Origin of the sequence: Streptomyces sp. NPDC059909 (assembly GCF_042730885.1) — a bacterium.
Classification (GTDB): Bacteria; Actinomycetota; Actinomycetes; order Streptomycetales; family Streptomycetaceae; genus Streptomyces.
Map to the genome: position 1 here is coordinate 40826 of NZ_JBHWKX010000013.1, position 25478 is coordinate 66303.

Genomic DNA, 25478 nt, shown 5'->3' on the forward strand with positions numbered 1-25478 from the left:
AGTCAGCGATGAGCGACCCCGGCAGGAGCGCGGCCCGCGCCACCGACGCCGTCGAAGCCGCAGGCGACACGGTCGGACCGGTGCGGCTGGCCGACACCGACCGGAGCATCGGCCAACTGGTCGCATTGGCGACCGCGGAGATGTCCGCACTGGTGCACGACGAGATCGCGCTGGCCAAGGCGGAGATCCGGCAGGACGTCAAGCGCGGTGTGACGGGCGGCGTGTCCGGCACGATCGCGGGTGTGCTGCTGCTGTTCTCGGTGCCGCTGTTCAGCTTCGCCGCGGCGTACGGCATCCACAATCTGGGCCTCGGGCTCGCGTGGTCGTTCCTGATCGTGGCCGGGGCTTTCGTGCTGCTGGCAGCGCTGGCCGGGCTGCTCGCGAGGTCCAAGTTCATGAAGGTCAAGCCGCCGGAGAAGTCGATCGCCTCGGCGAAGCAGACCGCGGCCGTGCTGCAGAACGTCAAGCCGCATCCCCGTCAGGGCCAGGACTCGGCCGCCGTTGTGGCACGCTCATCTGCATGACGGCCCCTGATACGAGCCCCGGCGCCGGCGGAAACGGCCATAACACCGCCCACGGCACCGGCGCCGGCAACGGCAGCCCCGTACGCATCGATGGTCCCTGGACCCACCGCGACGTGGCGGCCAATGGTGCGCGCTTCCATATCGCGGAGCTCGGCGAAGGGCCACTGGTATTGCTGCTGCATGGTTTCCCGCAGTTCTGGTGGACGTGGCGGCACCAGCTGACCGCGCTCGCGGACGCGGGGTTCCGGGCTGTGGCGATGGACCTGCGGGGCGTGGGAGGCAGCGACCGGACGCCGCGGGGCTACGACCCCGCGAACCTCGCGCTCGACATCACCGGCGTCGTCCGTTCCCTCGGCGAGCCGGACGCGGCGCTGGTCGGCCATGACCTGGGCGGGTACCTCGCCTGGACGGCGGCCGTGATGCGCCCCAAGCTGGTGCGCCGGCTCGCGGTCTCCTCGATGCCGCATCCGCGCCGCTGGCGGTCGTCGATGCTCGCCGACTACGCGCAGAGCCGTGCCGGTTCGTACGTCTGGGGCTTCCAACGGCCGTGGCTGCCGGAGCGTCAGCTCGTCGCGGACGACGCGGCGCTGGTGGGCAAGCTCATCCGGGACTGGTCCGGTCCGCGGCCGCCCGAGGACGACGCGCTCGAAGTGTACCGCCGGGCGATGTGCATTCCGTCGACCGCTCACTGCTCGATCGAGCCGTACCGGTGGATGGTGCGGTCGATGGCCCGTCCTGACGGCATCCAGTTCAACCGCCGCATGAAGCGCCCGGTGCGGGTGCCGACGCTGCATCTGCACGGCTCGCTCGACCCGGCGATGCGCACACGCAGCGCGGCGGGCTCGGGCGAGTACGTCGAGGCGCCCTACCGCTGGCGCCTCTTCGACGGACTCGGCCACTTCCCCCATGAAGAGGACCCGGCGGCCTTCTCCAACGAGCTCATCAACTGGCTGAAAGACCCCGAACCCGACCGCTGACCCCACGCCGGCAGCCCCCGCCGACCGACACGCCGGGTGCCACAGCCGACTGCCGGGGGTCCGGGGGTCGCCCCCCGGGAAAGCACAGCCCCCATGAAGAGGACCCGGCGGCCTTCTCCAACGAGCTCATCAACTGGCTGAAAGACCCCGAACCCGACCGCTGACCCCCGCGTCGGCGGCCGCACCCGCGCCCCGTCGCCGCGCCGGCGGGCGAGCACGGTCGGCCGGGTCGGCCGGGCCGGGAGGCGTACCCCGGGAAGGCAGGGAACGTCCGTTCTGCGAACGGGCATTGCCTCGCGCATAGGCCAATTGGCGGGCCCCGATGCGGTTACCGACCTTGGGGCACGGGCACACGTCGGGGTATGGGCTGGACGCACGACTACGGTGACACAGCACGCAACTCCCGCTCGGCCTCCGCGCCGATCAGCCAGGAGAGGGGCGGCCCACAGGCACAGGGCCACGATCCCCGGCTAGGGATCCCCCGTATCCTCCGTCGCAGGGCGCGCTGGGTCTCGGCGCGGCTGCGCCATACGCGCGGCTGACGGGGCTCGGCGGCGCACCTGCCGCCTCGCGTACGGATCTACGGCCCCGCGGCGTACCTACGGCGTCACGGCGCGCCTACCGCCTCACAGCGCGCAGCCCCGGCTGTCGACCTGCTGGTTGGCGGTGGCACCGAGCGTGATGTCGTCGCGGATCTCATCTGCCGTCAGCGCATAGCCGGTGTTGGCGTCGTCGAGCGAACGGGCGAAGATCACTCCGTACACGTCGCCGTCAGGGGTGAGCAGCGGTCCGCCCGAGTTGCCCTGGCGGACCGTCGCGAACAGCGAGTAGACGTCGCGGCGCACCTCGCCGCTGCGGTAGATGTCGGGGCCGTTGGCGTCGATACGGCCGCGGACGCGCGCGGAGCGTACGTCGTACGAACCGTTCTCCGGGAAGCCCGCGACGATCGCGCTGTCACCCGTGCGGGCGTCGGAACCGGCGAACCGCAGCGGCGGCGCCTCGAGGTCCGGGACGTCCAGGACGGCGATGTCGCGCTGCCAGTCGTAGAGGACGACCGTCGCGTCGTACCGCCTGCCCTCACCGCCTATCTGGACGGTGGGCTCGTCGACCCCTCCGACGACGTGCGCGTTGGTCATGACGCGGCGCGGGGCGAAGACGAAGCCGGTGCCTTCGAGGACCTTGTTGCAGCTCGGGGCCGTGCCGACGACCTTGACGATGGAGCGCTGGGCGCGGGTCGTGACCGGGCTGTTGGCGAGCGCCGGGTCGGGCGGGCGGACCTCGGTGATGGGTTCGTTTGCGAACGGGCTGAAGACCTGCGGGAGGCCGTTCTGCGCGAGGGCCGCGGAGAAGTCGGTGAACCAGGTGGACGCCTGAGTGGGCATCACCCGGGAGACGCCGAGGAGGACCTTGGAGTTGCGGACCTCCTTGCCGAGCGTCGGCAGGGACGTGCCCGCGAGGGCGGAGCCGATCAGCCAGGCGACGAGCAGCATCGCGACGACGTTGACGAGGGCGCCGCCCGTGGCGTCGAGAGCGCGGGCGGGTGACCACGTGATGTAACGGCGGAGCTTGTTGCCCAGGTGCGTGGTGAAGGCCTGGCCGACGGACGCGAAGACGATCACGATCACGACGGCGACGACTGCGGCGGTCGTGGAGACCTCGGCCTCGTCGGTCAGCTGGTCCCAGAGCAGCGGGAGCAGATAAACGGCGACGAGTCCGCCGCCGAGGAAACCGACCACCGACAGGATGCCGACGACGAAGCCCTGGCGGTATCCGATGATCGCGAACCATACGGCCGCGACCAGCAACAGGATGTCCAGCACGTTCACCGTCAATAGCCTCGCAGTTTCGTCGTCCGGCACTCCGTCCGGCGGAGGTCGTGTCCCCGGGGGGCGGGGTCGGGTATCCCGGGGCTACGCGGCGGAGCCGCAAGTCTCGCAGTCCCGGGGGTGACACGTGGTCAACCGTCTCATGACCGCCAGTCGAGCGGGACCTGCTTCGCACGGTCCCACGGCCGTTCCCAGCCGGCGAAGTGCAGGATGCGGTCGATAACGCCGGCGGTAAAACCCCAGACCAGAGCCGATTCGACCAGGAATGCCGGGCCGCGGTGACCGCTCGGGTGGACGGTCGTCGCACGATTCTCCGGGTCCGTGAGATCCGCCACGGGCACGGTGAAGACCCGGGCGGTCTCGGCCGGGTCGACCGCGGCGACCGGACTGCGGTCGCGCCACCAGCCGAGGACGGGGGTCACGACGAAGCCGCTCACCGGGATGTAGAGGCGGGGCAGCACGCCGAAGATCTGGACGCCGGACGGATCGAGGCCGGTCTCCTCCTCGGCCTCACGGAGGGCTGCGCGGAGCGGGCCGGTGGTGGCGGGATCGCCGTCCTCGGGGTCCAGGGCGCCACCGGGGAAGCACGGCTGGCCGGCGTGCGAGCGGAGGCTGCTCGCACGCTCCATGAGCAGCAGGTCCGGGCCGTGAGGACCGTCTCCGAAGAGGATGAGCACGGCGGACTGCCGGCCGCCGCCGCTCTCGGGCGGCAGAAACCGGCTGAGCTGCTCCGGCGCCACGGTCCTCGCGGCACGCTCGACCGGCTCGAGCCAGTCGGGCAAGCCGTCGCTCGTCACGGCCAGCTCGCCGTCGTACATCTCATCCGTGCGTGTCATGGGCACCCCCGTCGTGTGCAACGCGTTCGGTGACCGGGATCGTTCCATCCTGTCCGGTAACACGCCGGTCCGAAGCCTCCGGGACACGCCGTCACGAGGCCCCCAGAGGCGGCGCCGGCTTGCCCGGGTAGTCCGGCGGGGGGTTCAGGCGCTGGCCCGGATAGCCGCCCATCTCGTACTTGAGGAGCTTCTTCGCCTTCTCCGGGTCGGTCTCGCCCTCGCCGTAGGACGGGCACAGATGCGCGATCGGGCAGGCGCCGCAGGCGGGTCTGCGGGCGTGGCAGATCCGGCGGCCGTGGAAGATCACCCGGTGGGAGAGCATCGTCCATTCGCTCTTGGGGAAGATCGCGGCGATCTCGGCCTCGATCTTGACCGGGTCGTCCTGGGTGGTCCATTTCCAGCGTCGGGCAAGCCGCATGAAGTGGGTGTCGACAGTGATCCCGGGGACCCCGAACGCGTTCCCCAGCACCACGAACGCCGTCTTGCGACCCACGCCCGGGAGCGTGACCAGGTCCTCCAGGCGGCCCGGCACTTCGCCGCCGAAGTTGTCCCGGAGGGCCGTGGAAAGGCCGATCAGGGACTTCGCCTTGGCACGGAAGAAGCCGGTGGGCCGGATGACCTCCTCCAGCTCGTCGGGGACGGCCGCGGCCATGTCCTCGGGAGTCGGGTACTTCGCGAAGAGTGCGGGTGTCGTCTGATTGACCCGCAGATCGGTCGTCTGGGCGGACAGGACCGTCGCCACGAGCAGCTGGAAGGGGTTCCGGAAGTCGAGCTCTGGGTGGGCGTACGGATAGACCTCGGCCAGCTCGCGGTTGATCCTGCGGGCGCGGCGCACCATCGCCAGACGCGATTCCGGCTTCGCCACGGACTTCGGAGACTTCCCATTTGCCCCTTTTGCGGCCTTTATTGGCGCAGGTGAAACCTGTTCGCCCACAGCGGAATTCTGCTCCCCTGACACTGTTCCGGCCCCCTTGGCCTGCGCTCTCACCGGCGAATTGGACACCCGGCCAGCCTAAGGGCCACCACCGACATCCGCCCCGGGCCCGGCCGATCGCCACCCGATTCAGGCCCTGCCGCACAACCGGACACGCCGGTGCGTCAAACTTGTGTTGGACCCTTGTGATCGATCGCACTGTTTTGCTGTGCGGCATCATGGGGACCACCGTCCCCTGAGCAGGTCGACAAGGAGAGAACTCGTGGACGACGTTCTGCGGCGCGCCCCGCTCTTCGCGGCGCTCGATGATGAGCAGGCCGCGGAGCTCCGCGCCTCGATGAGTGAAGTGACGCTCGCCCGCGGCGACGCGCTCTTCCACGAGGGCGACCCCGGCGACCGCCTTTACGTGGTCACGGAAGGCAAGGTCAAGCTCCACCGCACCTCCCCCGACGGCCGCGAGAACATGCTGGCCGTGCTCGGCCCCGGTGAGCTGATCGGCGAGCTGTCGCTGTTCGACCCGGGCCCGCGGACGGCCACCGCGACCGCGCTCACCGAGGTCAAGCTCCTCGGCCTCGGCCACGGCGACCTCCAGCCCTGGCTGAACGCGCGACCCGAGGTGGCAACGGCCCTGCTGCGCGCCGTCGCCCGCCGGCTCCGCAAGACCAACGACCAGATGTCCGACCTGGTCTTCTCCGATGTGCCGGGCCGTGTCGCCCGTGCGCTCCTCGACCTGTCGCGCCGCTTCGGCGTGCAGTCGGAGGAGGGCATCCACGTGGTGCACGACCTCACCCAGGAGGAGTTGGCACAGCTCGTCGGCGCCTCCCGCGAGACCGTCAACAAGGCGCTGGCCGACTTCGCCCAGCGCGGCTGGCTCCGGCTGGAGGCCCGTGCGGTGATCCTGCTGGACGTGGAGCGCCTCGCGAAGCGTTCCCGCTAGTCGCCGGTCGTCGGCACGCGCACGAGCGCGTACCGGCACGCACGAACACCTACCGATTCGCCGAAGGGGCCGCCCGGCAGACAGCCGGGCGGCCCCTTCGCGTACGCCCCTCCGCGTGGGGCCTTCGCCTGCGTACGATCAGCGCTTGCTGCCGTCCACGATCAGCGGGTTCCCGCTGACGCCGCCGCACGGCACGGCGTACACCGGGTTCTTCGCCGCCGCCTCCTTGTAGGCGTCGATGCACTGGTTCAAGAGGACCTTGTCCGTCAGCGACTCGTTGAGGATCTTGTTCGCCTTGGCGATGCCCTCCGCCTCGATGCGCCGCCGCTCGGCCTCGGCCTTCGCGGTGCGCGCCGCCTCCGTCGCGCGCTCCGTCGCCTGCTGCTGCTGGATCTTGCGGTCGATCTGGTCCTGCAGCCGGTCGGACGGCTTCACGTTGCGCAGGTTCACCGTCGTCACATCGATGCCGCGTGGGGCCAGCCGCTCCTTGATGAGCCCGCCGATCTCGGTGTTGATCTTCTCGCGGGCCGAGGTGTAGCCCTGCTCGCTCGTGTGGCGGGCGAAGACGTTGCGGATGATCTCCCGGCTGTCCGGGTAGACCAGCCGCTGCTGAATGGCGTCCTCACTGCCGGCGAGCTTGTAGAGCTCCACCGCCTTCGACGGGGTCACCGCCCACTTGACCGTGACCTCCACGTACATGACGCCGCCCTGGCTGGAGCGGACCTCGACGACGTCCTTGTCGGAGAGGTTGAGATCGACCGGGCGGGTCGAGAACGTCGTGACGCTCGTGAAGGGCGACTTCATGTGCATGCCGGAGGTCATGGGCGAGCCGACCTTGCCGAAGGCGACCGGGACGCCGACCTCGTACGCGCTGACCACGTGGACCATGCTGGCGATGCCCGCGAAGAGGCCGGCGATCAGCGCCGCGCCGGCGCCGATCTTGAGACCCCGCATGTCGCCGCCGCGGGCGACGAGGAACATCACCACGGCGGCGATGACGAGCAGGATGGACAGGACGAACACAGCTTCCCCCCAAGTGCGAAACGCTGAAAGTAAGCGGAGCGTAAGACACGCGGAGCGAGCCTCCCGGGGCGGGGTGGATCTCACGACGCCCCCAGCGGATCTCGCGGCGTCCCAGGGGCCCCGGGGTGCGCAGAACGCCGGGGAGGGGCAGGACCGCAGAAGCCCCGGAGGCCCTGGATGAGCGCGGCCCCGGAATCCCTAGATGAGGCCGTGCTCCCGCAGGTACTCCAGCTGTGCGCGTACGGACAACTCCGCCGCGGGCCACAGCGACCTGTCCACGTCCGCGTACACATGCGCCACGACCTCGGCCGCCGTGCCGTGCCCGTTCTCGACGGCGGTCTCGACCTGGGCGAGGCGGGTGGCGCGGTGGGCGAGGTAGTACTCGACGGCGCCCTGGGCGTCCTCCAGGACCGGGCCGTGGCCCGGGAGCACCGTGTGGACGCCGTCGTCGACGGTGAGCGAGCGCAGGCGGCGCAGCGAGTCGAGGTAGTCGCCGAGGCGGCCGTCGGGGTGCGCGACGACGGTCGTACCGCGGCCGAGGATGGTGTCGCCGGTGAGCACGGCCCGGTCGGCGGGCAGATGGAAGCAGAGCGAGTCGGCGGTGTGGCCGGGGGTTGGGACGACCCTCAGCTCCAGGCCGCCCACCCGGATCACGTTTCCCGCCGCGAGGCCCTCGTCGCCGAGGCGCAGCGCCGGGTCGAGGGCGCGGACCTTGGTGCCGGTCAGCTCGGCGAAGCGGCTCGCGCCCTCCGCGTGGTCCGGGTGCCCGTGCGTGAGCAGGGTCAGGGCTATCCGCTTCCCGGCCTTCTCGGCGGTCGCGACGACATTCCGGAGGTGTACGTCGTCGAGGGGACCCGGGTCGATGACGACGGCGAGCTCGGAGTCCGGCTCGGACACGATCCAGGTGTTGGTGCCGTCCAGGGTCATCGGGGACGGGTTGGGCGCCAGGACGTTGACCGCCCGCGCCGTGGCAGGCCCGGACTCGACGGCTCCGCGCGGCTGCCCGGGGAGGGCTGAGGCGTAGCTCATCGGGGGCCTCCCTCCGGTCCCGTCGGGATGTGCTTGGTGAACTCGTCGTGTCCGGGCCAGCTGAGCACCAGCTCGCCCTCCTCCAAGCGTGCCTGGGCGAGGACCGGGGTGAGGTCCTGTCCCCCTGCCGCGGCGAGGGCGTCCGCGGCGGCCTCGTACCGTCCGAGGACCCGGAGGGTGGCGATCGTCGGCGGCATCATCAGCAGCTCGCCCTTGTCGTACCCGGCGGCCGCCTCCTCCGGCCTGATCCACACCGTGCGGTCGGCCTCCGTCGACGCGTTCCTGGTCCGCTGTCCCTCGGGGAGCGCGGCGACGAAGAACCAGGTGTCGAAGCGGCGCGGCTCGAACTCCGGGGTGATCCAGCGGGCCCACGCGCCCAGCAGGTCCGAGCGCAGCACCAGACCCCGGCGGTCCAGGAACTCCGCGAACGAGAGCTCCCGGTCGACCAGGGCCGCCCGGTCCGCCTCCCAGTCGTCGCCCGTCGTGTCCCCGACCACCGAGTCCGCGGTCTCGCCGGCGAGCAGGACGCCCGCCTCCTCGTACGTCTCACGGACCGCCGCACAGACGATGGCCTGCGCGGACGCCTCGTCCTCGACCCCGAGCCGTGCCGTCCACTCGGCCAGCGGCGGGCCCGACCACCGGACCGGCCTGGAGTCCCGCTCGTCCACGCCGCCGCCGGGGTAGACGTACGCACCTCCGGCGAAGGCCATGGAGGCACGGCGGCGCAGCATGTGCACCGCGGGGCCCTGCGGGGTGTCCTTGAGCAGCATCACGGTCGCCGCCCGCCTGGGGGCGACGGCGGTGAGCTCGCCGGCTGCGAGCGCCCGGATCCGGTCGGGCCATTCCGGTGGGTACCACTGACCATTGGACATGGGCGGATGCTATGCGTTCCCGCCTGGATGTTCGAGGGGGGCCGGTGCCCGGTCCAGGCCACGGCCGATCCCGAAAACGCGAGTACGGCCCCGGGCCCGCCGTCGAAGGGGGGCTCGGGGCCGTATACGTACTGACCGGCTGTTCAGCCGACCGGCGGCTCAGTCCTGGACGAGCTCCACCTGGATCTCGATCTCGACCGGAGCGTCCAGCGGCAGCACAGCGACGCCCACCGCGCTGCGCGCGTGCACGCCCTTGTCGCCGAGCACGGCGCCGAGCAGCTCGCTCGCGCCGTTGATGACGCCCGGCTGGCCGGTGAAGTCGGACGCCGACGCGACGAAGCCGACGACCTTCACCACGCGCGCGATACGGTCCAGATCACCGGCGACCGACTTCACGGCGGCCAGCGCGTTCAGCGCGCAGGTGGCGGCCAGCTGCTTGGCCTCATCGGCGGTCACCTCGCCGCCCACCTTGCCGGTGACCGGAAGCTTGCCCTCCACCATCGGGAGCTGTCCCGCGGTGTAGACGTACGGGCCGGACTGCACGGCCGGCTGGTACGCGGCCAGTGGCGGCACGACCTCCGGCAGCGTCAGACCGAGTTCGGCGAGCTTCGCCTCGACGGCGCCACTCACGACTTCTCCCGCTTCAGGTACGCCACGAGCTGCTCGGGGTTGTTCGGTCCGGGGACGACCTGGACGAGCTCCCAGCCGTCCTCGCCCCAGGTGTCCAGAATCTGCTTGGTCGCGTGCACGAGAAGGGGCACGGTCGCGTATTCCCACTTGGTCATGGAGCCGACTGTAGCCGCACGGACCGGCTGCCTCATGCGTAGCCCACCGGCCGCCTCGCGCACAGCCCGCGGGCGGCCTCGCGCGCAGGCCAAAGGCAGCCTCGTGCGTAGCCTGCACAGCGACTGGTTAGACGCCTCACGGCCCCAGGCCGTCAAGTGGGCGACAGCGACGTCTGTGCAGCTTTGCCGGCTGTTCGATTACCGATGCAAGGGGGAGTGGCTCTCCGAAAGCGTCGGGTGTTTAGGGTCGAGTCCATGACGAGGACCACGCCGCCGCGACCGCGTGATGTCGAGGCGCTCTTCCCGGAGCTCGCCGCGTACCGGGACACCACCACCCGGCTGCACCCGCGACCGGGGAACCCGGACGTCTCGGCCAGTTCCGTGGGCGGGCCGATGCTGTGGCCGGCGGACGAGCCGTGGCCGGTGTGCACCGAGGCCCACAGCCGCGGGCGCGGTCGGCGCCCCGCGGACATCCACCGGGAGCGCGAGGTCCTGGCCTGCGCGTGGGCCCGCGAACCGCTCTCGGGCCCCACAGAGGAAGAACGGCAGCTCCTGAATGAGCTGTGCCGTGAGCACCAGATCCCAGGCGTCTCCGACACCGAGCCGCTGCCGCTGATCGGCCTGGCGCAGCTGTACCAGCGGGACGTCCCCGACCTACCAGCCGGCCCGGACGGCTGCGACCTGCTCCAGGTGTTCTGGTGTCCTTTCCACGCGCACGGCCCGAGCCGGTACGACCTGCTGCTTCACCTGCGCTGGCGCAGGTCGGCGGAAGTCGGCGAGGTGCTGGCCTCGCCGCCGCAGCCGAAGGTCGTCGGCTCCAAGGGTTACCTGCCCGAGCCCTGCGTGCTGCACCCGGAGCAGGTGGTCACCTATCCGTTCGCGGGTCTCTTGCCCGAGGACCTGTCCACCCGGATCGACGCCTGGGAGGAGGCCCTTGAGGAGGAGGCCGAGCAGCAGGAGGACGAGGACGCAGACGAGCCGATTGGCTACCAGTACGACCTGTCCATCCCGCCAGGTTGGCGTGTCGGCGGTTTCGCGTCCTGGCACACGACCGACCCGTCCCCAATGGACTGCCTGACCTGCGCGACGCCCATGGAACTGCTGCTGACCATAGACAGCTCCGAGTGGGACGGCGGTAGCGAAAGCTGGAAACCGCTGGAAGAAGGAGACCTGCCCGCGCACCGGTTCGCCACGCCCACCAAGGTCATCGTGGGCCGCGCTGGTGAGCTCAACGTCTTCGCGTGCCCCGCCGATCCCGAACACCCGCACCGCTGGAGTATCCAGTAGGCCAATCTGGCCCTCGGTTCACCTCCGTGCTCGATGCGGTCGCATCCTTACCGGATCCCGTGATCGAGCTCATGGCCATGGCCAACGGCGGTGTGCCGCCGACTATGGGCTACGCGGCGGCCGATCCGGCGACCTCCAACGGGAGCGGAAATGCGAGGGTCTCGTCGTAGCGCTCGCCGTGCTGCAGGCAGTGATACATCTGGCCGACCATGCGATTGAACAGGCTGCGCAAGGCCGACGCGTGCCAGTCGCCGTGCTTGTCTCGTCGTCGACGATAGTGATCCTTGGCCCCCGGCGACGCGGTCAGGGCAGCGAAGTCCCACAGATAGCCGGCGTGGTTGAGCCGATCGTTCTTCACTCGTCGCCGGGTGATGCTGGACTTCTTGCCCGAGGCTCTGGTGATCGGCGAAGAGCCTGCATACGCCTTCAGGCCTCGGGCGTCTGCGAACCGGGTGTGGTCGTCCCCGATCTCGGCCAGCACCCGGGCGCCGAGCTGAACGCCGAGTCCTGGGAAGCTGAGGAGGATTTCAGCGTCCGGGTGCTGCGGGAACGCCTCTCCCACCGCCTTCGCCAGGTCGTCGGCGGCGGCGCAGGAGGCTTCCAGCTGACCCAGTAGGGCCAGCATCTGCTTGCCAAGTGCCTCCTCGACCAGCGGCAACTGGCGGGCCCAGTCGACGCGCAAGGCTTCCCGGAGCCGCTCAGTATCGGCGTCGATGCCACGCTTGCGGCCGGCGCGCTTGAGGGCAGCACTGATCTGCGTACGAGTCAGTCGCGCCGCTCTGGCGGGCGTGGGTGCCAGCTTGAGGAGCTCGCGGGCCTCAGGTCGGCATAGGCCGTTGGTCCAGGTGGCGAAGGCGTCCAAAGCAGCCGGGTAGTACTCACGCAGCAGGGACCGGAGCTGGTTGGCCATCTGCTGCCGGTTCCACGTCGCGTCCTGCTGGGCCCGGGCCAGGACCGCGATGGCGCGAGCCAGATCGCTGTCGTCGGGCAGAGGCCGGTGCATCGCCATGTCGGTCCGCAGGATGTTCGCCAACACCAGGGCGTCGCCAGGGTCGGACTTTTTGCGCGAGACGGAGTGCCGGTCGCGGTAATCGAAGAAGGCCTGTGTCAGGAACCCGGCACTGCCGACGAAGGCGGGATCGCCCACGTGCTGTGCGGCAGCCATCGGGTTGATCGCGAAGACCTGCCGCTTGCCCTGCCGCAGCACCGCGACCAGCAGACCGCGGGAAGTTTCGATGGCGACCGGGATCGGCTCGTCCTCGCTGTCGCCGTACTCGGCGAGCAGGTCCAGCAGAATCTTGTAGCCGGCCGCATCGTCGGTGATGTGCCGCTTGGCCACTAACTGGCCGCTGTCGTCGACCAGGGCCACGTCATGCGTCTTCTCGGCCCAGTCGATGCCGCAGTAGATCAAGGTTGTTCCCTCCCCTAGGTGCGGGTGTTTGCGCCGGTCACGAGCGCATGCGGGCCACGCGACGCCCTAATTCCAGGCCTCAACCACTTGGGATTGGGCCGACGCCTCACTAGCCGTGTTCGTGGCACCAGCGCACGGCACGGGCCTCGGGTCTATGCGAGAGCTCAGACAGCTCGGCCGTATCGAGAGGTCACCATGCAGCGGGCTCGTCCCACCAACACCAACGAGGGATCACGGCATCGGATGTTGACGCTCGACGGCTCCGAGCGATGCCGCTCTAACAGAAGGCATCAAAACCGACCCAACAAAGGCATTCCGCCTGGCACCCACGAACCTCAGCACCCTTCACCTGTGGCGGTGGCCACGAGGACGCCGGGCGCCACCGCTCTAACCAGAGGCATCTGGGCCTGCCGCGCAATAGGCATCCGCCCGGCATCCACGAGACCCACCACGATGAGCGCAAGGCCCGCCCGCACGCTCTAACCAGAGGCTTCACAAGCCCAGCTCGAAGAAGGCGTAACGGACCTCACTACTCGAACACCCCGGTGATCCCACCCGGAGCCACCGGAGTGCTTAGCAAGGAATTAGGCTCGAAGACGTGAGCAGGCTTCAGGTCGTCAGCGGCAAGGGCGGTACCGGTAAGACGACGGTCGCCGCGGCCCTTGCGCTCGCCCTCGCGACCGAGGGGAAGCGCACTCTCCTCGTCGAGGTCGAGGGCAGGCAAGGAATCGCACAGCTCTTCGAGACGGAGGCGCTGCCGTACGAGGAACGCAAAATCGCCGTCGCCCCGGGCGGCGGCGAGGTCTTCGCGCTCGCCATCGACGCGGAACGGGCGCTTCTCGACTACCTCCAGATGTTCTACAAGCTGGGCTCGGCGGGCCGGGCGCTCAAGAAGCTCGGCGCGATCGACTTCGCGACCACGATCGCGCCCGGCGTACGGGACGTGCTGCTGACCGGCAAGGCCTGCGAGGCCGTGCGGCGCCGCGACAAGAAGGGGCAGTACGCCTACGACTACGTCGTGATGGACGCCCCGCCCACGGGCCGGATCACGCGCTTCCTGAACGTCAACGACGAGGTGGCGGGCCTGGCGAAGATCGGCCCGATACACAATCAGGCCCAGGCCGTGATGCGGGTCCTCAAGTCCCCGGAGACGGCGGTCCATCTGGTGACCCTGCTGGAGGAGATGCCGGTCCAGGAGACCGCGGACGGCGTCGCCGAGCTGCGCGACGCGGACCTCCCCACCGGCAAGGTGCTCGTGAACATGGTGCGGCCGCACATCCTCGACGAGGAGGCGGTACGGACCGCGGCGACGACCGGACGCCGCAAGGACATCGCCAAGTCGCTGAACACGGCGGGCGTGAGCGGGGCGGCCAGGCTGGTCGGCCCGCTGCTGGCGCAGGCCGCCGAGCACGCTCAGCGCGTGGAGCTGGAGCGCGAGCAGCGCGCCGTGCTGGCCGGGCTCGATCTGCCGACGTACGAACTCCCCCTGCTGAGCGAGGGGATCGATCTGGCCGGGCTGTACCAGCTGGCGACCGAACTGCGGAAGCTCGGTGTGAACGGGGAGAACGGATAACGCATGACACCGTCCATGACGCAGGGCATCGCGGGCATCGCGCTGCAGGACACACCGCTGCTGGACATCGATCCGCTGCTCGACGACCCGGGCACGCGCATCATCGTGTGCTGCGGCGCGGGCGGCGTCGGCAAGACGACGACCGCGGCGGCCCTGGGAGTACGCGCGGCGGAGCGCGGCCGCAAGGCGGTCGTCCTCACCATCGATCCGGCGCGCAGGCTGGCCCAGTCGATGGGCATCGATCTGCTCGACAACACCCCGCGCCGGGTGGACGGCATCAAGGGCGACGGCGAGCTGCACGCCATGATGCTCGACATGAAGCGCACGTTCGACGAGATCGTCGAGACGCATGCGGATCCGGCGCGGGCCCGCGCGATTCTGGAGAACCCCTTCTACCAGTCCCTGTCGGCCGGCTTCGCGGGCACGCAGGAGTACATGGCGATGGAGAAGCTGGGGCAGCTGAGGGCGCGCGACGAGTGGGACCTGATCGTGGTGGACACGCCGCCGTCACGGTCGGCGCTGGACTTCCTGGACGCGCCGAAGCGGCTCGGGTCCTTCCTGGACGGCAAGTTCATCAGGCTGCTGATGGCCCCGGCGAAGATGGGCGGCCGGGCCGGGATGAAGTTCCTGAATGTCGGCATGTCGATGATGACCGGCACGCTCGGGAAGCTGCTGGGCGGTCAGTTGCTGCGTGACGTACAGACCTTTGTGGCTGCCATGGACACGATGTTCGGCGGCTTCCGCACGCGGGCGGATGCCACGTACCGGCTGCTGCAGGCGCCCGGCACGGCGTTCCTCGTGGTCGCCGCCCCGGAGCGGGACGCGCTGCGCGAGGCGGCGTACTTCGTGGAGCGGCTGGCGGCGGAGGAGATGCCGCTGGCCGGGCTGGTGCTCAACCGTGTCCATGGCAGCGGCGCCGCCCGGCTGTCGGCCGAGCGGGCGCTCGCCGCCGCGGAAAATCTTGAGGAGGACCGCATTGTGGATCAGGAGGCCGGGAAGGCTGGTCCTCGTGACTCCACGGGCTCCTCTCCCGACTCTCCCGCCGTGGAGTCTGCGCCCGACGTCGCCGACACACCTGACGCACTCGACGCCTCCGACGCCTCCTTGGCGCACACCACACCACAGCTGACTGCGGGTCTGCTCCGGCTGCATGCCGAACGGATGCAGGTGCTCGCGCGCGAGCAGCGCACGCGCGACCGCTTCACGGCGCTCCACCCCGAGGTGGCGGTGGCCGAAGTGGCCGCCCTGCCGGGCGACGTGCACGACCTCGCGGGACTTCGGGCCATCGGTGACCGGCTCGCGACCGGCGGTTCCCCGGTCGGAGCTGCATAGGCACGTACGTCAGGCGGCGTCCAGGCGGTCGTGCTGCCGTGCGCGGGCGCACCAGCGTGACGCACGGTCGGCGTACGCGAGGAACGCAGCCGGGACCGCACCGTGTACCGCGCATCGCACACGTCGTGTCGCGCGCCCGGTACCTCGGGCTCCGCATTTCGGACCCCGTGCTGCGGACCGTGCCGCCTACCGCTCGCCGCTAGCCCACTGCCGCGTACGTCTCGTACGTCTCGTCGTCCTCCAGGCCCACGGGCAGGATGCCCGCGCTCCGCTCGTACTCGGTACGCGCGGTCTCGAGCAGCCGGCGCCAGGAGGTGACGGTGGGACGCCTGCGCAGCAATGCGCGCCGCTCCCGCTCGGTCATGCCACCCCATACGCCGAACTCGACGCGATTGTCGAGCGCGTCGGCCAGGCACTCGGTCCGCACCGGACATCCGGTGCACACCGCCTTGGCCCTGTTCTGCGCCGCTCCTTGTACGAACAGTTCATCCGGATCGGTAGTGCGGCAGGCTGCCTGCGCACTCCAGTCGGTTACCCAGCCCATGCCGGCGCCGTCCTCTCCCGAATCGAGGCTCCCCCACGGCGGCAGCGGCATATTCACCGCTGCCAGTTGAGGACGTTACGGAAGGTGGGCACAGCGCAACACCCCCTTCGGGCCCAATCTTGAATGGCCCGAACGGACTATGCGTACGCGGCAGATCACCCAGGGGAGTGAGCTGAGGGCATATGTAATAAATCCGACCAATGGGGGCAGTCGAATCCGGGCGACGGGGAGATCGCCGCCTCGGCATCTCTCAGGAAAGCCTGAGGGTGTGACGGGGATGTGGCGGGGCATTGATACGCAACCGCACTGCTGTGACAGTTGGGAGCAGCTTAGGCCAAGGCATATACGCCTGTCCGGCGAATGAGAACCTCCGGCACCTCCCGAAGCCGCCGTCAGTCCCCGGGGACCGGACCTCCGTTCACGGCCCCCTGCCGGAGCCTGCAGCGGATGCGGCCCTGGGCAAGGCTCCACGGCAGGTCACGCGACCCACTCTCGCCGAGCACCGCGTTCGCGCAATGACCCACGGTGAGGCCTCGCCGGCCAGGCTGCCGCCGGATGTCACGGCTTGGTACTCGAACGTCCTGAGGAGCCCCTGCTCCTGGGGAACGCCGTCAGCAACGGATTAGGCTGCCCCCATGGCAAACAAGCGCTCGGGCGGTGGTCTGACCGGGACCCAGCAGGCCGCCAAGTTCCTCGGTGTCAGTGTGCTCGCGGGAGCGGTGATGGCGGGTATCGCCCTGCCCGCCGCCGGTGCACTGGGACTCGCGGCCAAGGGCACGGTCGAGGGGTTCGACGAGATCCCGTCCAACCTCAAGACGCCCCCGCTCAGTCAGCGCACGACGATCCTGGACTCCGAGGGCGGTCAGATCGCGACCGTCTACTCCCGGGACCGTACGGTCGTCCCGCTCAAGGACATCTCGCCGTACATGCAGAAGGCGATCGTCGCGATCGAGGACGCGCGCTTCTACGACCACGGTGCGGTCGACCTCAAGGGCGTGCTGCGCGCGCTCAACCGGAACGCGCAGGAGGGCGGTGTCGCCCAGGGCGCGTCGACCCTCACCCAGCAGTACGTCAAGAACGTCTTCGTGGAGGAGGCCGGCGACGACCCCGACAAGGTCGCCCGGGCCACCCAGCAGACGCTCGGCCGCAAGGTCCGCGAGCTCAAGTACGCGATCCAGGTCGAGGAGGAACTCGGGAAGAAGAAGATCCTCGAGAACTACCTCAACATCACCTTCTTCGGTCAGCAGGCCTACGGCATCGAGGCGGCGTCCAAGCGCTACTTCTCCAAGTCCGCCAAGGACCTGAAGCTGGAGGAGGCGGCGCTGCTGGCCGGCATCGTCCAGTCGCCCAGCCGCTACGACCCGGTCAACGACAAGGAAGAGGCCACCAAGCGGCGCAACACCGTGCTGCAGCGCATGGCCGACGTCGGTGACGTCGCGCAGGAGACCGCGGACGAGGCGAAGGCCAAGCCGATCAAGCTGAACGTCAGCAGGCCGAAGAACGGTTGCATCACGGCGGTCGACGGCGCGGGCTTCTTCTGCGACTACGTACGCAAGACCGTCCTCTCCGACCCCACCTTCGGCAAGACGGCCGAGGAGCGGCAGGAGCTGTGGAACCTGGGCGGTCTGACCATCAGGACCACGCTCGACCCGCGCGCCCAGGAAGCCGCCAACGAGGCCGCCACCTCGAAGGTGAACAAGGACGACAAGGTCGCGGCGGCGGTGGTGCAGGTCGAGCCGGGCACGGGCAAGATCCTGGCGATGGGTCAGTCGCGCCCGTACGGCCTGGACCAGAAGCGCCACGAGACGGTGCTCAACCTCTCCGTCGACAACAAGATGGGCGGCACGACGTACGGCTTCCAGGTCGGCTCGACCTTCAAGCCGATCACGGCCGCGGCAGCGCTGGAGAAGGGCATCAGCCCGGCCCAGAGCTTCTCCACCGGCTCGAAGATCGTGCTCCCGATGAGCTCCTTCACGACCTGCTCGGGATCCCCCGCCGGCTCCGGCATCTGGGACCCGCAGAACGAGACGGAGGAGGAGACCGGCACCTGGGACATGACGAGCGCGCTCGGCAAGTCGATCAACACCTACTTCGCGAAGCTCGAGCAGATGACCGGGCTGTGCGAGACGGTCGAGATGGCGAAGAAGATGGGTTACGAGCGGGGCGACGGCAAGAAGCTCGGCGAGAATCCGTCGATCACGCTCGGCGGCGAGGAGAGCACTCCGCTCTCCATGGCCGCCAGCTACGCCACGTTCGCCAACCGCGGCACGTACTGCACGCCGGTCGCGATCTCGTCGATCACCACCGCGGACGGCGCCACCGTCAAGGTGCCCGAGTCCGAGTGCTCGCAGGCGATGAGCGAGCGGACCGCGGACACGATCAACCAGATGCTCAAGGGCGTGGTCGAGGACGGCACCGGCACCAGGGCCGGCCTGAGCGACCGGGACAACGCGGGCAAGACGGGTACGACGAACGACCGCAAGGACGCCTGGTTCGTGGGCTACACGCCCAACCTCTCCACGGCGGTGTGGGTCGGCGACGACATCGGTGAGAAGACGCCGATGTACAACATCAGAATCGGCGGCCAGTACTACGACAAGGTCTGCGGTGGCTGCCTCCCGGGCCCCATCTGGAGGATCGCGATGACGGGGGCGCTGGACGCCTCCGACACGGACTCCTTCTACCCCATCGACGTGCCGCGCGGAGAGCGGCCGGACGAGGACGAGGACGACGAGGACCGGGACAAGCCCGGCCACGACCGCGGCAACGACAACGGCGGCAACGACACGGAGGGCGACGCCGGTCAGCCGTTCCCCGGCATCTCGTTCCCGCCGGGCTTCGTCGGCGGAACGGACGGCGGACGGACCAACGGCGGCGGCGGGCGGAACTGACCTCGCCTCTACTGGCGCCTGGGCCGCCTGAAGCAGGGCAGCGCATCGGGCTGGACCGCGAAGGTCCTGACGGGAACGAACTGCACACGCACGCCGATGTACCACAACCCGTCGATGGACATGCTGGACGCGTGCCTCGAGTACAGGTCGGGCACGCCGAAGTGCACGCCGTGGTACTGAGCGGGCCCGTGAAGTGAGGAGTGCCGGCCACCTGGACCGAGCGTGGATCGGTCCGGGTGGCCGGCACTTGCCGGTTTTCGCCGGTTCTCGCGACTCTCGGCTTCGCGGGCCCGGTCGGCCTCGGACGGGGCCGGGCCACGGTCTGGCCCGGCCTGACCTGGCCTCAGCCCGCGAGCAGCTTCTTCACCGCCGCGGCGACGCGGCCGCCCTCGGCGCGCCCGGCCACCTTCGGGTTCACGATCTTCATGACCGCGCCCATCGCGCGCGGGCCCTCTGCGCCCGCCGCCCTGGCCTCCTCGACGGCCTGCGCCACGACGTCGTTCAGTTCGTCGTCCGACAACTGCTGGGGCAGGTAGGCGTCGAGGATCTCACCCTCCGCCTTCTCACGGTCGGCCTGCTCGGCGCGACCGCCCTGGGCGAAGGCCTCGGCCGCCTCGCGGCGCTTCTTCGCCTCCTTGGCGATCACCTTCTGCACTTCGTCGTCGGAGAGCTCGCGCGCCGCCTTGCCCGCGACCTCCTCCTTGGTGATCGCGGCGAGGGTCAGCCGGAGCGTCGAGGAGCGCAGCTCGTCGCGCGCCCTGATCGCCGCGGTGAGGTCTTCCTGCAGCTTGGACTTGAGCGTGGTCATGCCCTGATTGTGGCAGCTACGCGGCGCGCGCCGCCCGCGCATTTCGCTCGGGGCGCGCCCCGGCCGCGGCCCGAGCACGGTCCGCACCCACCCCGACCACTCGTTGATCCCCTCCAGCCGTAACGCTCCGGACACATCGTGGCCGTTCCGGAGTGGGGCCCATGTCGGCTTCCGGCCATCGTCCGTTGACAGCCTGCCCACATGCCGGCCATCCGCGTTCCCGTCGACACCCGCCACGTCCAGTTCCTCGGGCTGACCGGCTCGGCGGTGCTCGCCGCCTGCGGGGTGGCCGTGGGGGCCGTACCCGTACGAGAGGTGCTCGCACCGCGCTCGGAGGCGGCCGTGCTCGGGCTGGCCGGGGCGTATTTCGGCCTCGTTCTGCTGATCGCCGCCTGGGCACTGCTCGGGCGGGCGATACGCGGGCCCGAGCCACCGGCACCCCGCACACTGCTTCTCACGCTCGCGCTCTGGGCGGCGCCGCTGCTGGCGGCGCCGCCGCTGTTCAGCCGTGACGTGTACAGCTATCTCGCGCAGGGGGCGATGGTCGATGCGCGGATGGACGTGTACGCACAGGGCCCGGCCCATCTCGGCGGTCCGCTGACCTACGAGGTCGCACCGATCTGGCAGCACACCCCGACCCCGTACGGCCCGGTGTTCCTGGCCTGCGCGGCCGCGATAGCCGGGTTCGCACGGGCGGAGGTGTCCACCGGCATCCTCGGGATGCGGCTGGTGGCGCTGCTCGGGGTCGCCCTGATGGTGTTCTGCCTGCCGAGGCTGGCACGCCGCTGCGGCGCCGACCCTCGCACCGCGCTGTGGCTCGGCGCGCTCAACCCGCTCCTGCTGCTGCACCTCGTGGCGGGCGCCCACAACGACGCGGTGATGCTGGGCCTGCTGGGCGCGGGACTGGTCGCGGCACTGGGCTGGTGGCCGGTCGCCGGCGCCGTGCTCGTCACCCTCGCCGCGCTGGTGAAGGCCCCCGCCGCACTGGGGCTGCTCGCGGTCGCGCTGCTCTGGGCCCGACGGCTGGACGGACGGTTGCCGCGACTGCGGGCCGTCCTCGCCGTGACCGGCGTCTCGGCCGCCACCACGGCCGCCACGACCGCCCTCACCGGCACGGGCTACGGCTGGATCGCCGCGCTCGACACGCCCGTGTCGCCGCAGAACTGGTCACTGACCTCGTCACTCGGCAGGATGACGGGCGCCGCGCTGACAAGCCTCGGCAGCAGCCTCGCAGAATTCGCGCTTCCGGCCTGGCACACGGCCGGTATCGCGGCTACGGTGCTGGCCATGATCGCCTTCTGGCGGCGGCACCACCTACGCCGCCCGGTCTACGCGCTCGGTCTGAGCCTGACCGCAGTCGCCCTCCTCGGACCGGCGATACGTCCTTGGTACGTCCTGTGGGGCCTGTTCCTGATCGCCGCGGCGGCGCCGAGCGGCTCGATACGGCTGCGCCGGGCCGCAGCTGTGGCCAGTGGCATGCTCGCCCTGGCCGTACTGCCCAGCGGATTCGCCCCGGACGGAACCCAGTTGCTGCTCGCGGTGGGCGGAGGTGCTGCCGCGGTGCTCGTGCTGTGGTGTGCGTATCAACTGAATGCCCGCGGCTCCTCGTCGGGCCGCGGCCGCACGGAACCCCTGGGGAGCCCCGTGTGAGGCCCCCGACGACGACCCTGGGCAGAATCACCGTGACCACGGGACTGGTGGTCGCCGTCACGGCCTTCCTGATCTTCGTCCCGCTGCACCGCCACTGGTTCGACCTGCACGTGTACTACGGCACCGTCGGCTACTGGATGGACGGCGGCCGGATCTACGACTACCTCAAGCCGGGCACGCACTACGGCTTCACGTACCCGCCGTTCGCCGCGCTCGTCATGCTGCCGATGGCGATGGTCGGCTGGTACAGCGCCATAGCGATCAGCCAACTGCTGAACATCGTGGCCGCGGCAGCCATCCTCTATATCTGCGCCGATGCGACGATCCGCCGGGAGGGCTGGACCCGCTGGTTCGCGTACGCCGTGCTGGCCTGCCTCTTCGCCTGGCTGGAACCGGTACGGGACACGGCGAGCTTCGGCCAGGTCAATCTGCTCCTGCTGGCGCTGGTACTCGCCGACGCCTGGCTGCTGACGTCGGACACCGCACGGGCCCGGCGCCTGGACCGGATCGCGGGCCTCGGCATCGGCCTCGCCGCCGCGATCAAGCTCACTCCGGCGATCTTCATCGTCTATCTGCTGGTCACCCGGCGGCTGCGGGCGGCCGGGGTCGCCACCGCGGTCGCGGGCGGCGCGACCGTGATCGCCGTCTGGGCCGACCGGGAGGCGTCGCGTACGTACTGGACCGAGGCGATGTGGAACACGGACCGCGTCGGCTCGCTCGCCTACGTCTCCAACCAGTCCTGGCAGGGCCTGCTGGCCCGGCTCACCGAGCCCGCCGCCGAGCCGAGCCGCGCGGTGTGGGCCATCGGCGTCCTGCTGCTGCTCTGCGTCTGGGCCTGGCGGGCGCGTCGCGCCGTCGCCGCCGGTGACGAGCTCGCCGGCTTCGCCCTGACCGGCATCGCCGCCTGCCTGGTGAGCCCCGTGACCTGGGTGCACCACCTGGTGTGGCTCATCCCTGCCCTCGTGATCCTCGCCGACTCGGGACTGCGCTCGGCAGTGGGCGGGCAGCGGCGCAAACGGCTGCTCTTCTGGGCCGGGACGAGCTATGCCCTGCTGTGCAGCAGCATCGTCTGGCTGTGGCGGTGGAACGACGGGGGCGCACCCGGATTCCTCGGCAGCAACGCCTACGTGTGGATCTCGCTGGGGCTGCTTCTGCTGCTGCCCTTCCGCGGGGTTCGGGAGGAACGGGCAGGGGACGGGCCGTATGACCTCCCGGGCCCGTCTGCAACGATGGGCGCATGCGCGCACGCTACGGAGCCCCTCTCAAAATCGGTGCCGGCATCGCAGCCGTAGGCGCCGTCGGCATCGCCTACGCCGCCGGATTCGAAGCCCGCTCGTTCCGGCTCCGGCGGGTGACGGTCCCCGTCCTGCCGCGCGGGATGCGCCCGCTCCGCGTACTCCAGGTCTCCGACATCCACATGGTCCGCGGCCAGCGCAAGAAGCGCGCCTGGCTGCAGTCGCTGGCGGGTCTGCGCCCCGACTTCGTCGTCAACACCGGTGACAACCTCTCGGACCCGGAGGGGGTGCCCGAGGTGCTCGACGCGCTGGGCCCCCTCCTCGACCTCCCCGGCGTCTACGTCTTCGGCTCCAACGACTACTACGGCCCGAAGCTGCGCAACCCCGCCCTCTATCTGCTCGAGAAGACCCAGGGCCGCCACGGCCTCAACGGCAACGCCCCGGCGGTCGGCGTCGTCCACAACCCGTGGGAGGACATCCGCGACGCCTTCGACGCGGCCGGCTGGGTGGACCTCAACAACGCCCGCGGCCGGCTCAAGCTCGAAGGCCTCGACCTGGCCTTCACCGGCCTGGACGACCCCCACATCAAGCGCGACCGCTACGACGCGGTCGCGGGCGGCCCGGACTGCGATGCCGACTTCTCGATGGCCGTCGTCCACGCCCCCTACATCCGCTCCCTGGACGCCTTCACGGCCGAGGGCTACCCCCTCGTCCTGGCGGGCCACACCCACGGCGGCCAGCTGTGCATCCCCTTCTACGGCGCCCTGGTCACCAACTGCGACCTCGACACGGACCGCGTCAAGGGCCTGTCCACCCACGAGACCGCGGGCCGCGTCTCGTACCTCCACGTCTCCGCAGGATGCGGCACCAACCGCTACACCCCGGTCCGCTTCGCCTGCCCCCCGGAGGCGACGCTGCTCACACTGACGGCGCGGGACTGAGCGGGGGCCGGCTGCCCCTGGGGCCGGGGGCCGACTGCCTCTGGGGCGGGGACCGGCTGCCCCGGCGGTGAGGGCCGCCGAGCAGCGGCGAGACCTGCGGCGGCGGGGTCCGCGAGCCGCCGAAAACCGGATTTCGTCTCCGGGCGCGCGTGGGCTAAAGTAAACGACGTCGCCGCGAGAGCGGATGACATCGGGGTGTAGCGCAGCTTGGCAGCGCGCTTCGTTCGGGACGAAGAGGTCGTGGGTTCAAATCCCGCCACCCCGACAGCTGAAGCACCAGGTCAGGGCCGGTTTTCCCTCACGGGAGACCGGCCCTGACGCGTTCCTCGGGGCCTCTGGGGAGTGAACGGGGGAGTGGATCAAGGAAATCCACTCCCAGTCGTCACCGCTGACGCGCTCGGAGCAAAGCATCGAGAGCACGCACCGGCGACCGCGGATGCATGGCCAACCGTGTGTCCAGCGCCTCCTCCCACTGTTCGGTCAGTTCGTCCATGAGCCGATTCCTCATCCGTGCGGTGATGTGCGAGTAAACGCGCCTGCACCGAGCCGTCTTCGTGCCCCAAGCGCTCATCCGTGAGCTTGGGCGGGATCCCTGGCCGTCAGTGACGATCATGGATGCCACACTGCTGAGCGTGCTCGAAGATCACCTGGGCACACTGCTTACGGCTCGCCGCATTGGCCCACTCGCGCCCGAAGCCGCGGCAGAGATGGCTGCCATCTCTCAGACCCTGGCGAAAACAATGCCCCCACGCCTACCGTTCTGCGTACTGATGGCCGGGCTCCCCGGCTCTGGCAAGACCACGCTCTCCCGTGCTCTCACCGCTCGGGGGTTCGTGCGCCTCTGTCCGGATGAGGAGATGTGCACCGCCACGGCGTGTACGGGGTGGACTTCCCCCGGGGCACCTTCCCCGCTTGAGCAACGGTCCTTGAAGATGTGGCGGTTGAACTTCGGGAGCAACTCCAGGCCGGGCACGACGTCGTGGTTGACCATGGCTTCTGGACCCCGGACGACCGCACCCGATGGCGAGCCAAAGCAGGTTCAAGTAACCGAACCGCGAGGGGCGACGACCGAGGAGGCGTTCCACCTGCGATTCCTCGCCCAAAGCGCCGTGCCGGACGCCTACATGGCCACGGGGGTCCGATCACGCACTGAGCAGCGGACGGTGGGAGCGCCGGAGTCGGACTCCTGGGCGGGGCCCGGACGTCCACGCGCGCGTGGGCCCGACGGCAGCGCCGCTCGCGCTGCCGCCGGGCCCTTCCCCTTGCGCCTGCCCCGCCCCCACGGGCGGCGCGCCCGGGGTCCACCCCGCTCTCGGCGGACTCGGAGACCATGTGCCCTCAGTTGGTGAGGTGGACTACTCGTCCGCGTGGTGCAGGCGGATGTCGAAGCCGTCCACTCCGGCCCCGTTGACCTGCAGCGCGCTCGCCACCGGCGGGTAGCCGCTGGCGACGATCGAGTATTCACCGGCGACCAGGTCGGTGAAGGCGTACGCGCCGCCCTCACCGGTGGTGGCGGTGGCGACCACATGACCCGCCGCGTCCACCAGCGTGACCCGTGCATCCGGCAGCGGCCGGCTCTCCGCGCCCGAGCCCGCACACACGATGCCCCGCACCGACCCGCCCGCCGGACCGCTCGCCCCGGAGAGCACGATGTCGTGCAGCACCTCCTCGCCGACAGCGATCGTGGACGCGTGCGGCTGGTGCCCCTCGGCCGCCACGATCACCACGTAACTGCCGGACCCGGGGGCATTCACCGCGTACGAGCCGTCGGCCTGCGCCACAGAGCGGCCCAACTGCCGTCCACTCGGCGAGATCAGCGTCACTGCGGCACCCGCGACGGCCACACCGCTCGCGTTGCGGACAGTGCCGCGAATGCCAGAGCCGTTCGACCCGTAAGGCCCCTCACCCGAACCGGCTGCCGTACTGGCCAGGGCCTGCCCCTGGAGCTCCTGCACCGGCGCGAGCCCGGCATCGGATCCGGACACGGCCACCCCCACGGCCACCGGCTCGCGCACGGCGACGGGCACGGTGTCGCCGGAGGCCGGGAGGGCCGTGCCCATGGG

The 25478-nt window shown here is 70.2% G+C and carries 23 protein-coding genes, 1 tRNA gene and 1 pseudogene; 12 read left to right on the forward strand and 13 right to left on the reverse strand.

Going from position 1 to position 25478, the window contains the following annotated elements:
* The first annotated feature begins 8 nt into the window (after positions 1-8).
* The 3 genes from ACFV9O_RS11955 to ACFV9O_RS11965 all read left to right on the forward strand — a co-directional run bounded on the left by ACFV9O_RS11955 (position 9) and on the right by ACFV9O_RS11965 (position 2043).
* The gene (locus tag ACFV9O_RS11955) at positions 9-524 is read left to right on the forward strand and encodes a phage holin family protein (protein ID WP_385415782.1); all 516 of its coding nucleotides are present in this window, start codon (positions 9-11) and stop codon (positions 522-524) included.
* Positions 521-1501: an alpha/beta fold hydrolase gene (locus tag ACFV9O_RS11960; protein WP_385415786.1), complete on the forward strand. Its 981-nt coding sequence runs from the start codon at positions 521-523 to the stop codon at positions 1499-1501. The genes ACFV9O_RS11955 and ACFV9O_RS11960 overlap by 4 nt, the downstream gene beginning before the upstream one ends.
* Before the next feature lie 362 nt (positions 1502-1863).
* Complete coding sequence (locus tag ACFV9O_RS11965; protein WP_385415789.1) at positions 1864-2043, forward strand: hypothetical protein; 180 nt, start codon at positions 1864-1866, stop codon at positions 2041-2043.
* Positions 2044-2127: 84 nt separating this feature from the next.
* Here ACFV9O_RS11965 and ACFV9O_RS11970 read toward each other — a convergent pair whose 3' ends face one another.
* From ACFV9O_RS11970 to nth, 3 genes are all read right to left on the reverse strand, one after another.
* On the reverse strand, positions 2128-3327 hold the full coding sequence (locus tag ACFV9O_RS11970) for a MarP family serine protease (RefSeq protein WP_385415793.1): 1200 nt from the start codon (positions 3325-3327) through the stop codon (positions 2128-2130).
* A 140-nt stretch (positions 3328-3467) separates the two neighbouring features.
* Positions 3468-4163 (reverse strand): NUDIX hydrolase, encoded by a 696-nt coding sequence (locus tag ACFV9O_RS11975; protein WP_385415796.1) that lies wholly within the window; start codon positions 4161-4163, stop codon positions 3468-3470.
* A gap of 91 nt (positions 4164-4254) precedes the next feature.
* Positions 4255-5121: an endonuclease III gene (gene nth, locus ACFV9O_RS11980; protein WP_385415799.1), complete on the reverse strand. Its 867-nt coding sequence runs from the start codon at positions 5119-5121 to the stop codon at positions 4255-4257.
* 238 nt (positions 5122-5359) lie between these two features.
* Between nth and ACFV9O_RS11985 the strand changes: the two genes are divergently transcribed.
* Positions 5360-6034 carry a Crp/Fnr family transcriptional regulator gene (locus tag ACFV9O_RS11985; RefSeq protein WP_017947815.1) on the forward strand — a complete coding sequence of 225 codons (675 nt, stop codon included), beginning with the start codon at positions 5360-5362 and terminating at the stop codon, positions 6032-6034.
* Positions 6035-6172: 138 nt separating this feature from the next.
* On the opposite strand, the gene ACFV9O_RS11990 is transcribed toward ACFV9O_RS11985, so the two are convergent.
* The 5 genes from ACFV9O_RS11990 to ACFV9O_RS12010 form a co-directional block, all read right to left on the reverse strand.
* Complete coding sequence (locus ACFV9O_RS11990) at positions 6173-7057, reverse strand: prohibitin family protein (RefSeq protein ID WP_385415801.1); 885 nt, start codon at positions 7055-7057, stop codon at positions 6173-6175.
* Between the two features lie 198 nt (positions 7058-7255).
* Complete coding sequence (locus tag ACFV9O_RS11995; RefSeq protein ID WP_385415804.1) at positions 7256-8086, reverse strand: MBL fold metallo-hydrolase; 831 nt, start codon at positions 8084-8086, stop codon at positions 7256-7258.
* Positions 8083-8958: an NUDIX hydrolase gene (locus ACFV9O_RS12000; RefSeq protein WP_385415806.1), complete on the reverse strand. Its 876-nt coding sequence runs from the start codon at positions 8956-8958 to the stop codon at positions 8083-8085. The genes ACFV9O_RS11995 and ACFV9O_RS12000 overlap by 4 nt, the downstream gene beginning before the upstream one ends.
* Positions 8959-9117: 159 nt before the next feature.
* The gene (locus ACFV9O_RS12005) at positions 9118-9588 is read right to left on the reverse strand and encodes a RidA family protein (RefSeq protein ID WP_385415809.1); all 471 of its coding nucleotides are present in this window, start codon (positions 9586-9588) and stop codon (positions 9118-9120) included.
* Positions 9585-9743 (reverse strand): DUF4177 domain-containing protein, encoded by a 159-nt coding sequence (locus ACFV9O_RS12010; RefSeq protein WP_017947820.1) that lies wholly within the window; start codon positions 9741-9743, stop codon positions 9585-9587. The genes ACFV9O_RS12005 and ACFV9O_RS12010 overlap by 4 nt, the downstream gene beginning before the upstream one ends.
* A gap of 255 nt (positions 9744-9998) precedes the next feature.
* Between ACFV9O_RS12010 and ACFV9O_RS12015 the strand changes: the two genes are divergently transcribed.
* On the forward strand, positions 9999-11030 hold the full coding sequence (locus tag ACFV9O_RS12015) for a hypothetical protein (protein WP_385415812.1): 1032 nt from the start codon (positions 9999-10001) through the stop codon (positions 11028-11030).
* A 109-nt stretch (positions 11031-11139) separates the two neighbouring features.
* Here the strand turns inward: ACFV9O_RS12015 and ACFV9O_RS12020 are convergent, their stop codons facing one another.
* The gene (locus ACFV9O_RS12020; protein WP_385415815.1) at positions 11140-12441 is read right to left on the reverse strand and encodes an IS110 family transposase; all 1302 of its coding nucleotides are present in this window, start codon (positions 12439-12441) and stop codon (positions 11140-11142) included.
* Between the two features lie 598 nt (positions 12442-13039).
* On the opposite strand from ACFV9O_RS12020, the gene ACFV9O_RS12025 reads away from it, so the two are divergent.
* Positions 13040-14014 carry an ArsA family ATPase gene (locus tag ACFV9O_RS12025; protein ID WP_385415818.1) on the forward strand — a complete coding sequence of 325 codons (975 nt, stop codon included), beginning with the start codon at positions 13040-13042 and terminating at the stop codon, positions 14012-14014.
* A 3-nt stretch (positions 14015-14017) separates the two neighbouring features.
* The gene (locus tag ACFV9O_RS12030) at positions 14018-15346 is read left to right on the forward strand and encodes an ArsA family ATPase (protein WP_385415820.1); all 1329 of its coding nucleotides are present in this window, start codon (positions 14018-14020) and stop codon (positions 15344-15346) included.
* A 199-nt stretch (positions 15347-15545) separates the two neighbouring features.
* On the opposite strand, the gene ACFV9O_RS12035 is transcribed toward ACFV9O_RS12030, so the two are convergent.
* Positions 15546-15890, reverse strand: a complete 345-nt coding sequence (locus tag ACFV9O_RS12035; RefSeq protein ID WP_266381103.1) for a WhiB family transcriptional regulator — start codon at positions 15888-15890, stop codon at positions 15546-15548.
* A gap of 635 nt (positions 15891-16525) precedes the next feature.
* Here ACFV9O_RS12035 and ACFV9O_RS12040 point away from each other — a divergent pair.
* A complete protein-coding gene (locus ACFV9O_RS12040; protein ID WP_385415823.1) occupies positions 16526-18781 on the forward strand; it encodes a transglycosylase domain-containing protein in 2256 nt (751 codons plus the stop codon).
* A gap of 343 nt (positions 18782-19124) precedes the next feature.
* On the opposite strand, the gene ACFV9O_RS12045 is transcribed toward ACFV9O_RS12040, so the two are convergent.
* On the reverse strand, positions 19125-19589 hold the full coding sequence (locus tag ACFV9O_RS12045; RefSeq protein ID WP_385415825.1) for a GatB/YqeY domain-containing protein: 465 nt from the start codon (positions 19587-19589) through the stop codon (positions 19125-19127).
* 210 nt (positions 19590-19799) lie between these two features.
* Between ACFV9O_RS12045 and mptB the strand changes: the two genes are divergently transcribed.
* From mptB to ACFV9O_RS12065, 4 genes are all read left to right on the forward strand, one after another.
* On the forward strand, positions 19800-21239 hold the full coding sequence (mptB, locus tag ACFV9O_RS12050; protein ID WP_385416013.1) for a polyprenol phosphomannose-dependent alpha 1,6 mannosyltransferase MptB: 1440 nt from the start codon (positions 19800-19802) through the stop codon (positions 21237-21239).
* 32 nt (positions 21240-21271) lie between these two features.
* A complete protein-coding gene (locus ACFV9O_RS12055) occupies positions 21272-22531 on the forward strand; it encodes a glycosyltransferase 87 family protein (protein ID WP_385415827.1) in 1260 nt (419 codons plus the stop codon).
* The gene (locus ACFV9O_RS12060; protein WP_385415830.1) at positions 22477-23415 is read left to right on the forward strand and encodes a metallophosphoesterase; all 939 of its coding nucleotides are present in this window, start codon (positions 22477-22479) and stop codon (positions 23413-23415) included. The genes ACFV9O_RS12055 and ACFV9O_RS12060 overlap by 55 nt, the downstream gene beginning before the upstream one ends.
* 191 nt (positions 23416-23606) lie before the next feature.
* Positions 23607-23680, forward strand: a tRNA-Pro gene (locus tag ACFV9O_RS12065).
* 117 nt (positions 23681-23797) lie between these two features.
* Here the strand turns inward: ACFV9O_RS12065 and ACFV9O_RS12070 are convergent.
* Both ACFV9O_RS12070 and ACFV9O_RS12075 read right to left on the reverse strand, forming a co-directional pair.
* Positions 23798-23993, reverse strand: a pseudogene (locus tag ACFV9O_RS12070) (LacI family transcriptional regulator); the annotation flags it as partial.
* 777 nt (positions 23994-24770) lie between these two features.
* Positions 24771-25475 carry a collagen binding domain-containing protein gene (locus tag ACFV9O_RS12075; protein ID WP_385416016.1) on the reverse strand — a complete coding sequence of 235 codons (705 nt, stop codon included), beginning with the start codon at positions 25473-25475 and terminating at the stop codon, positions 24771-24773.
* Positions 25476-25478 lie beyond the last annotated feature (3 nt).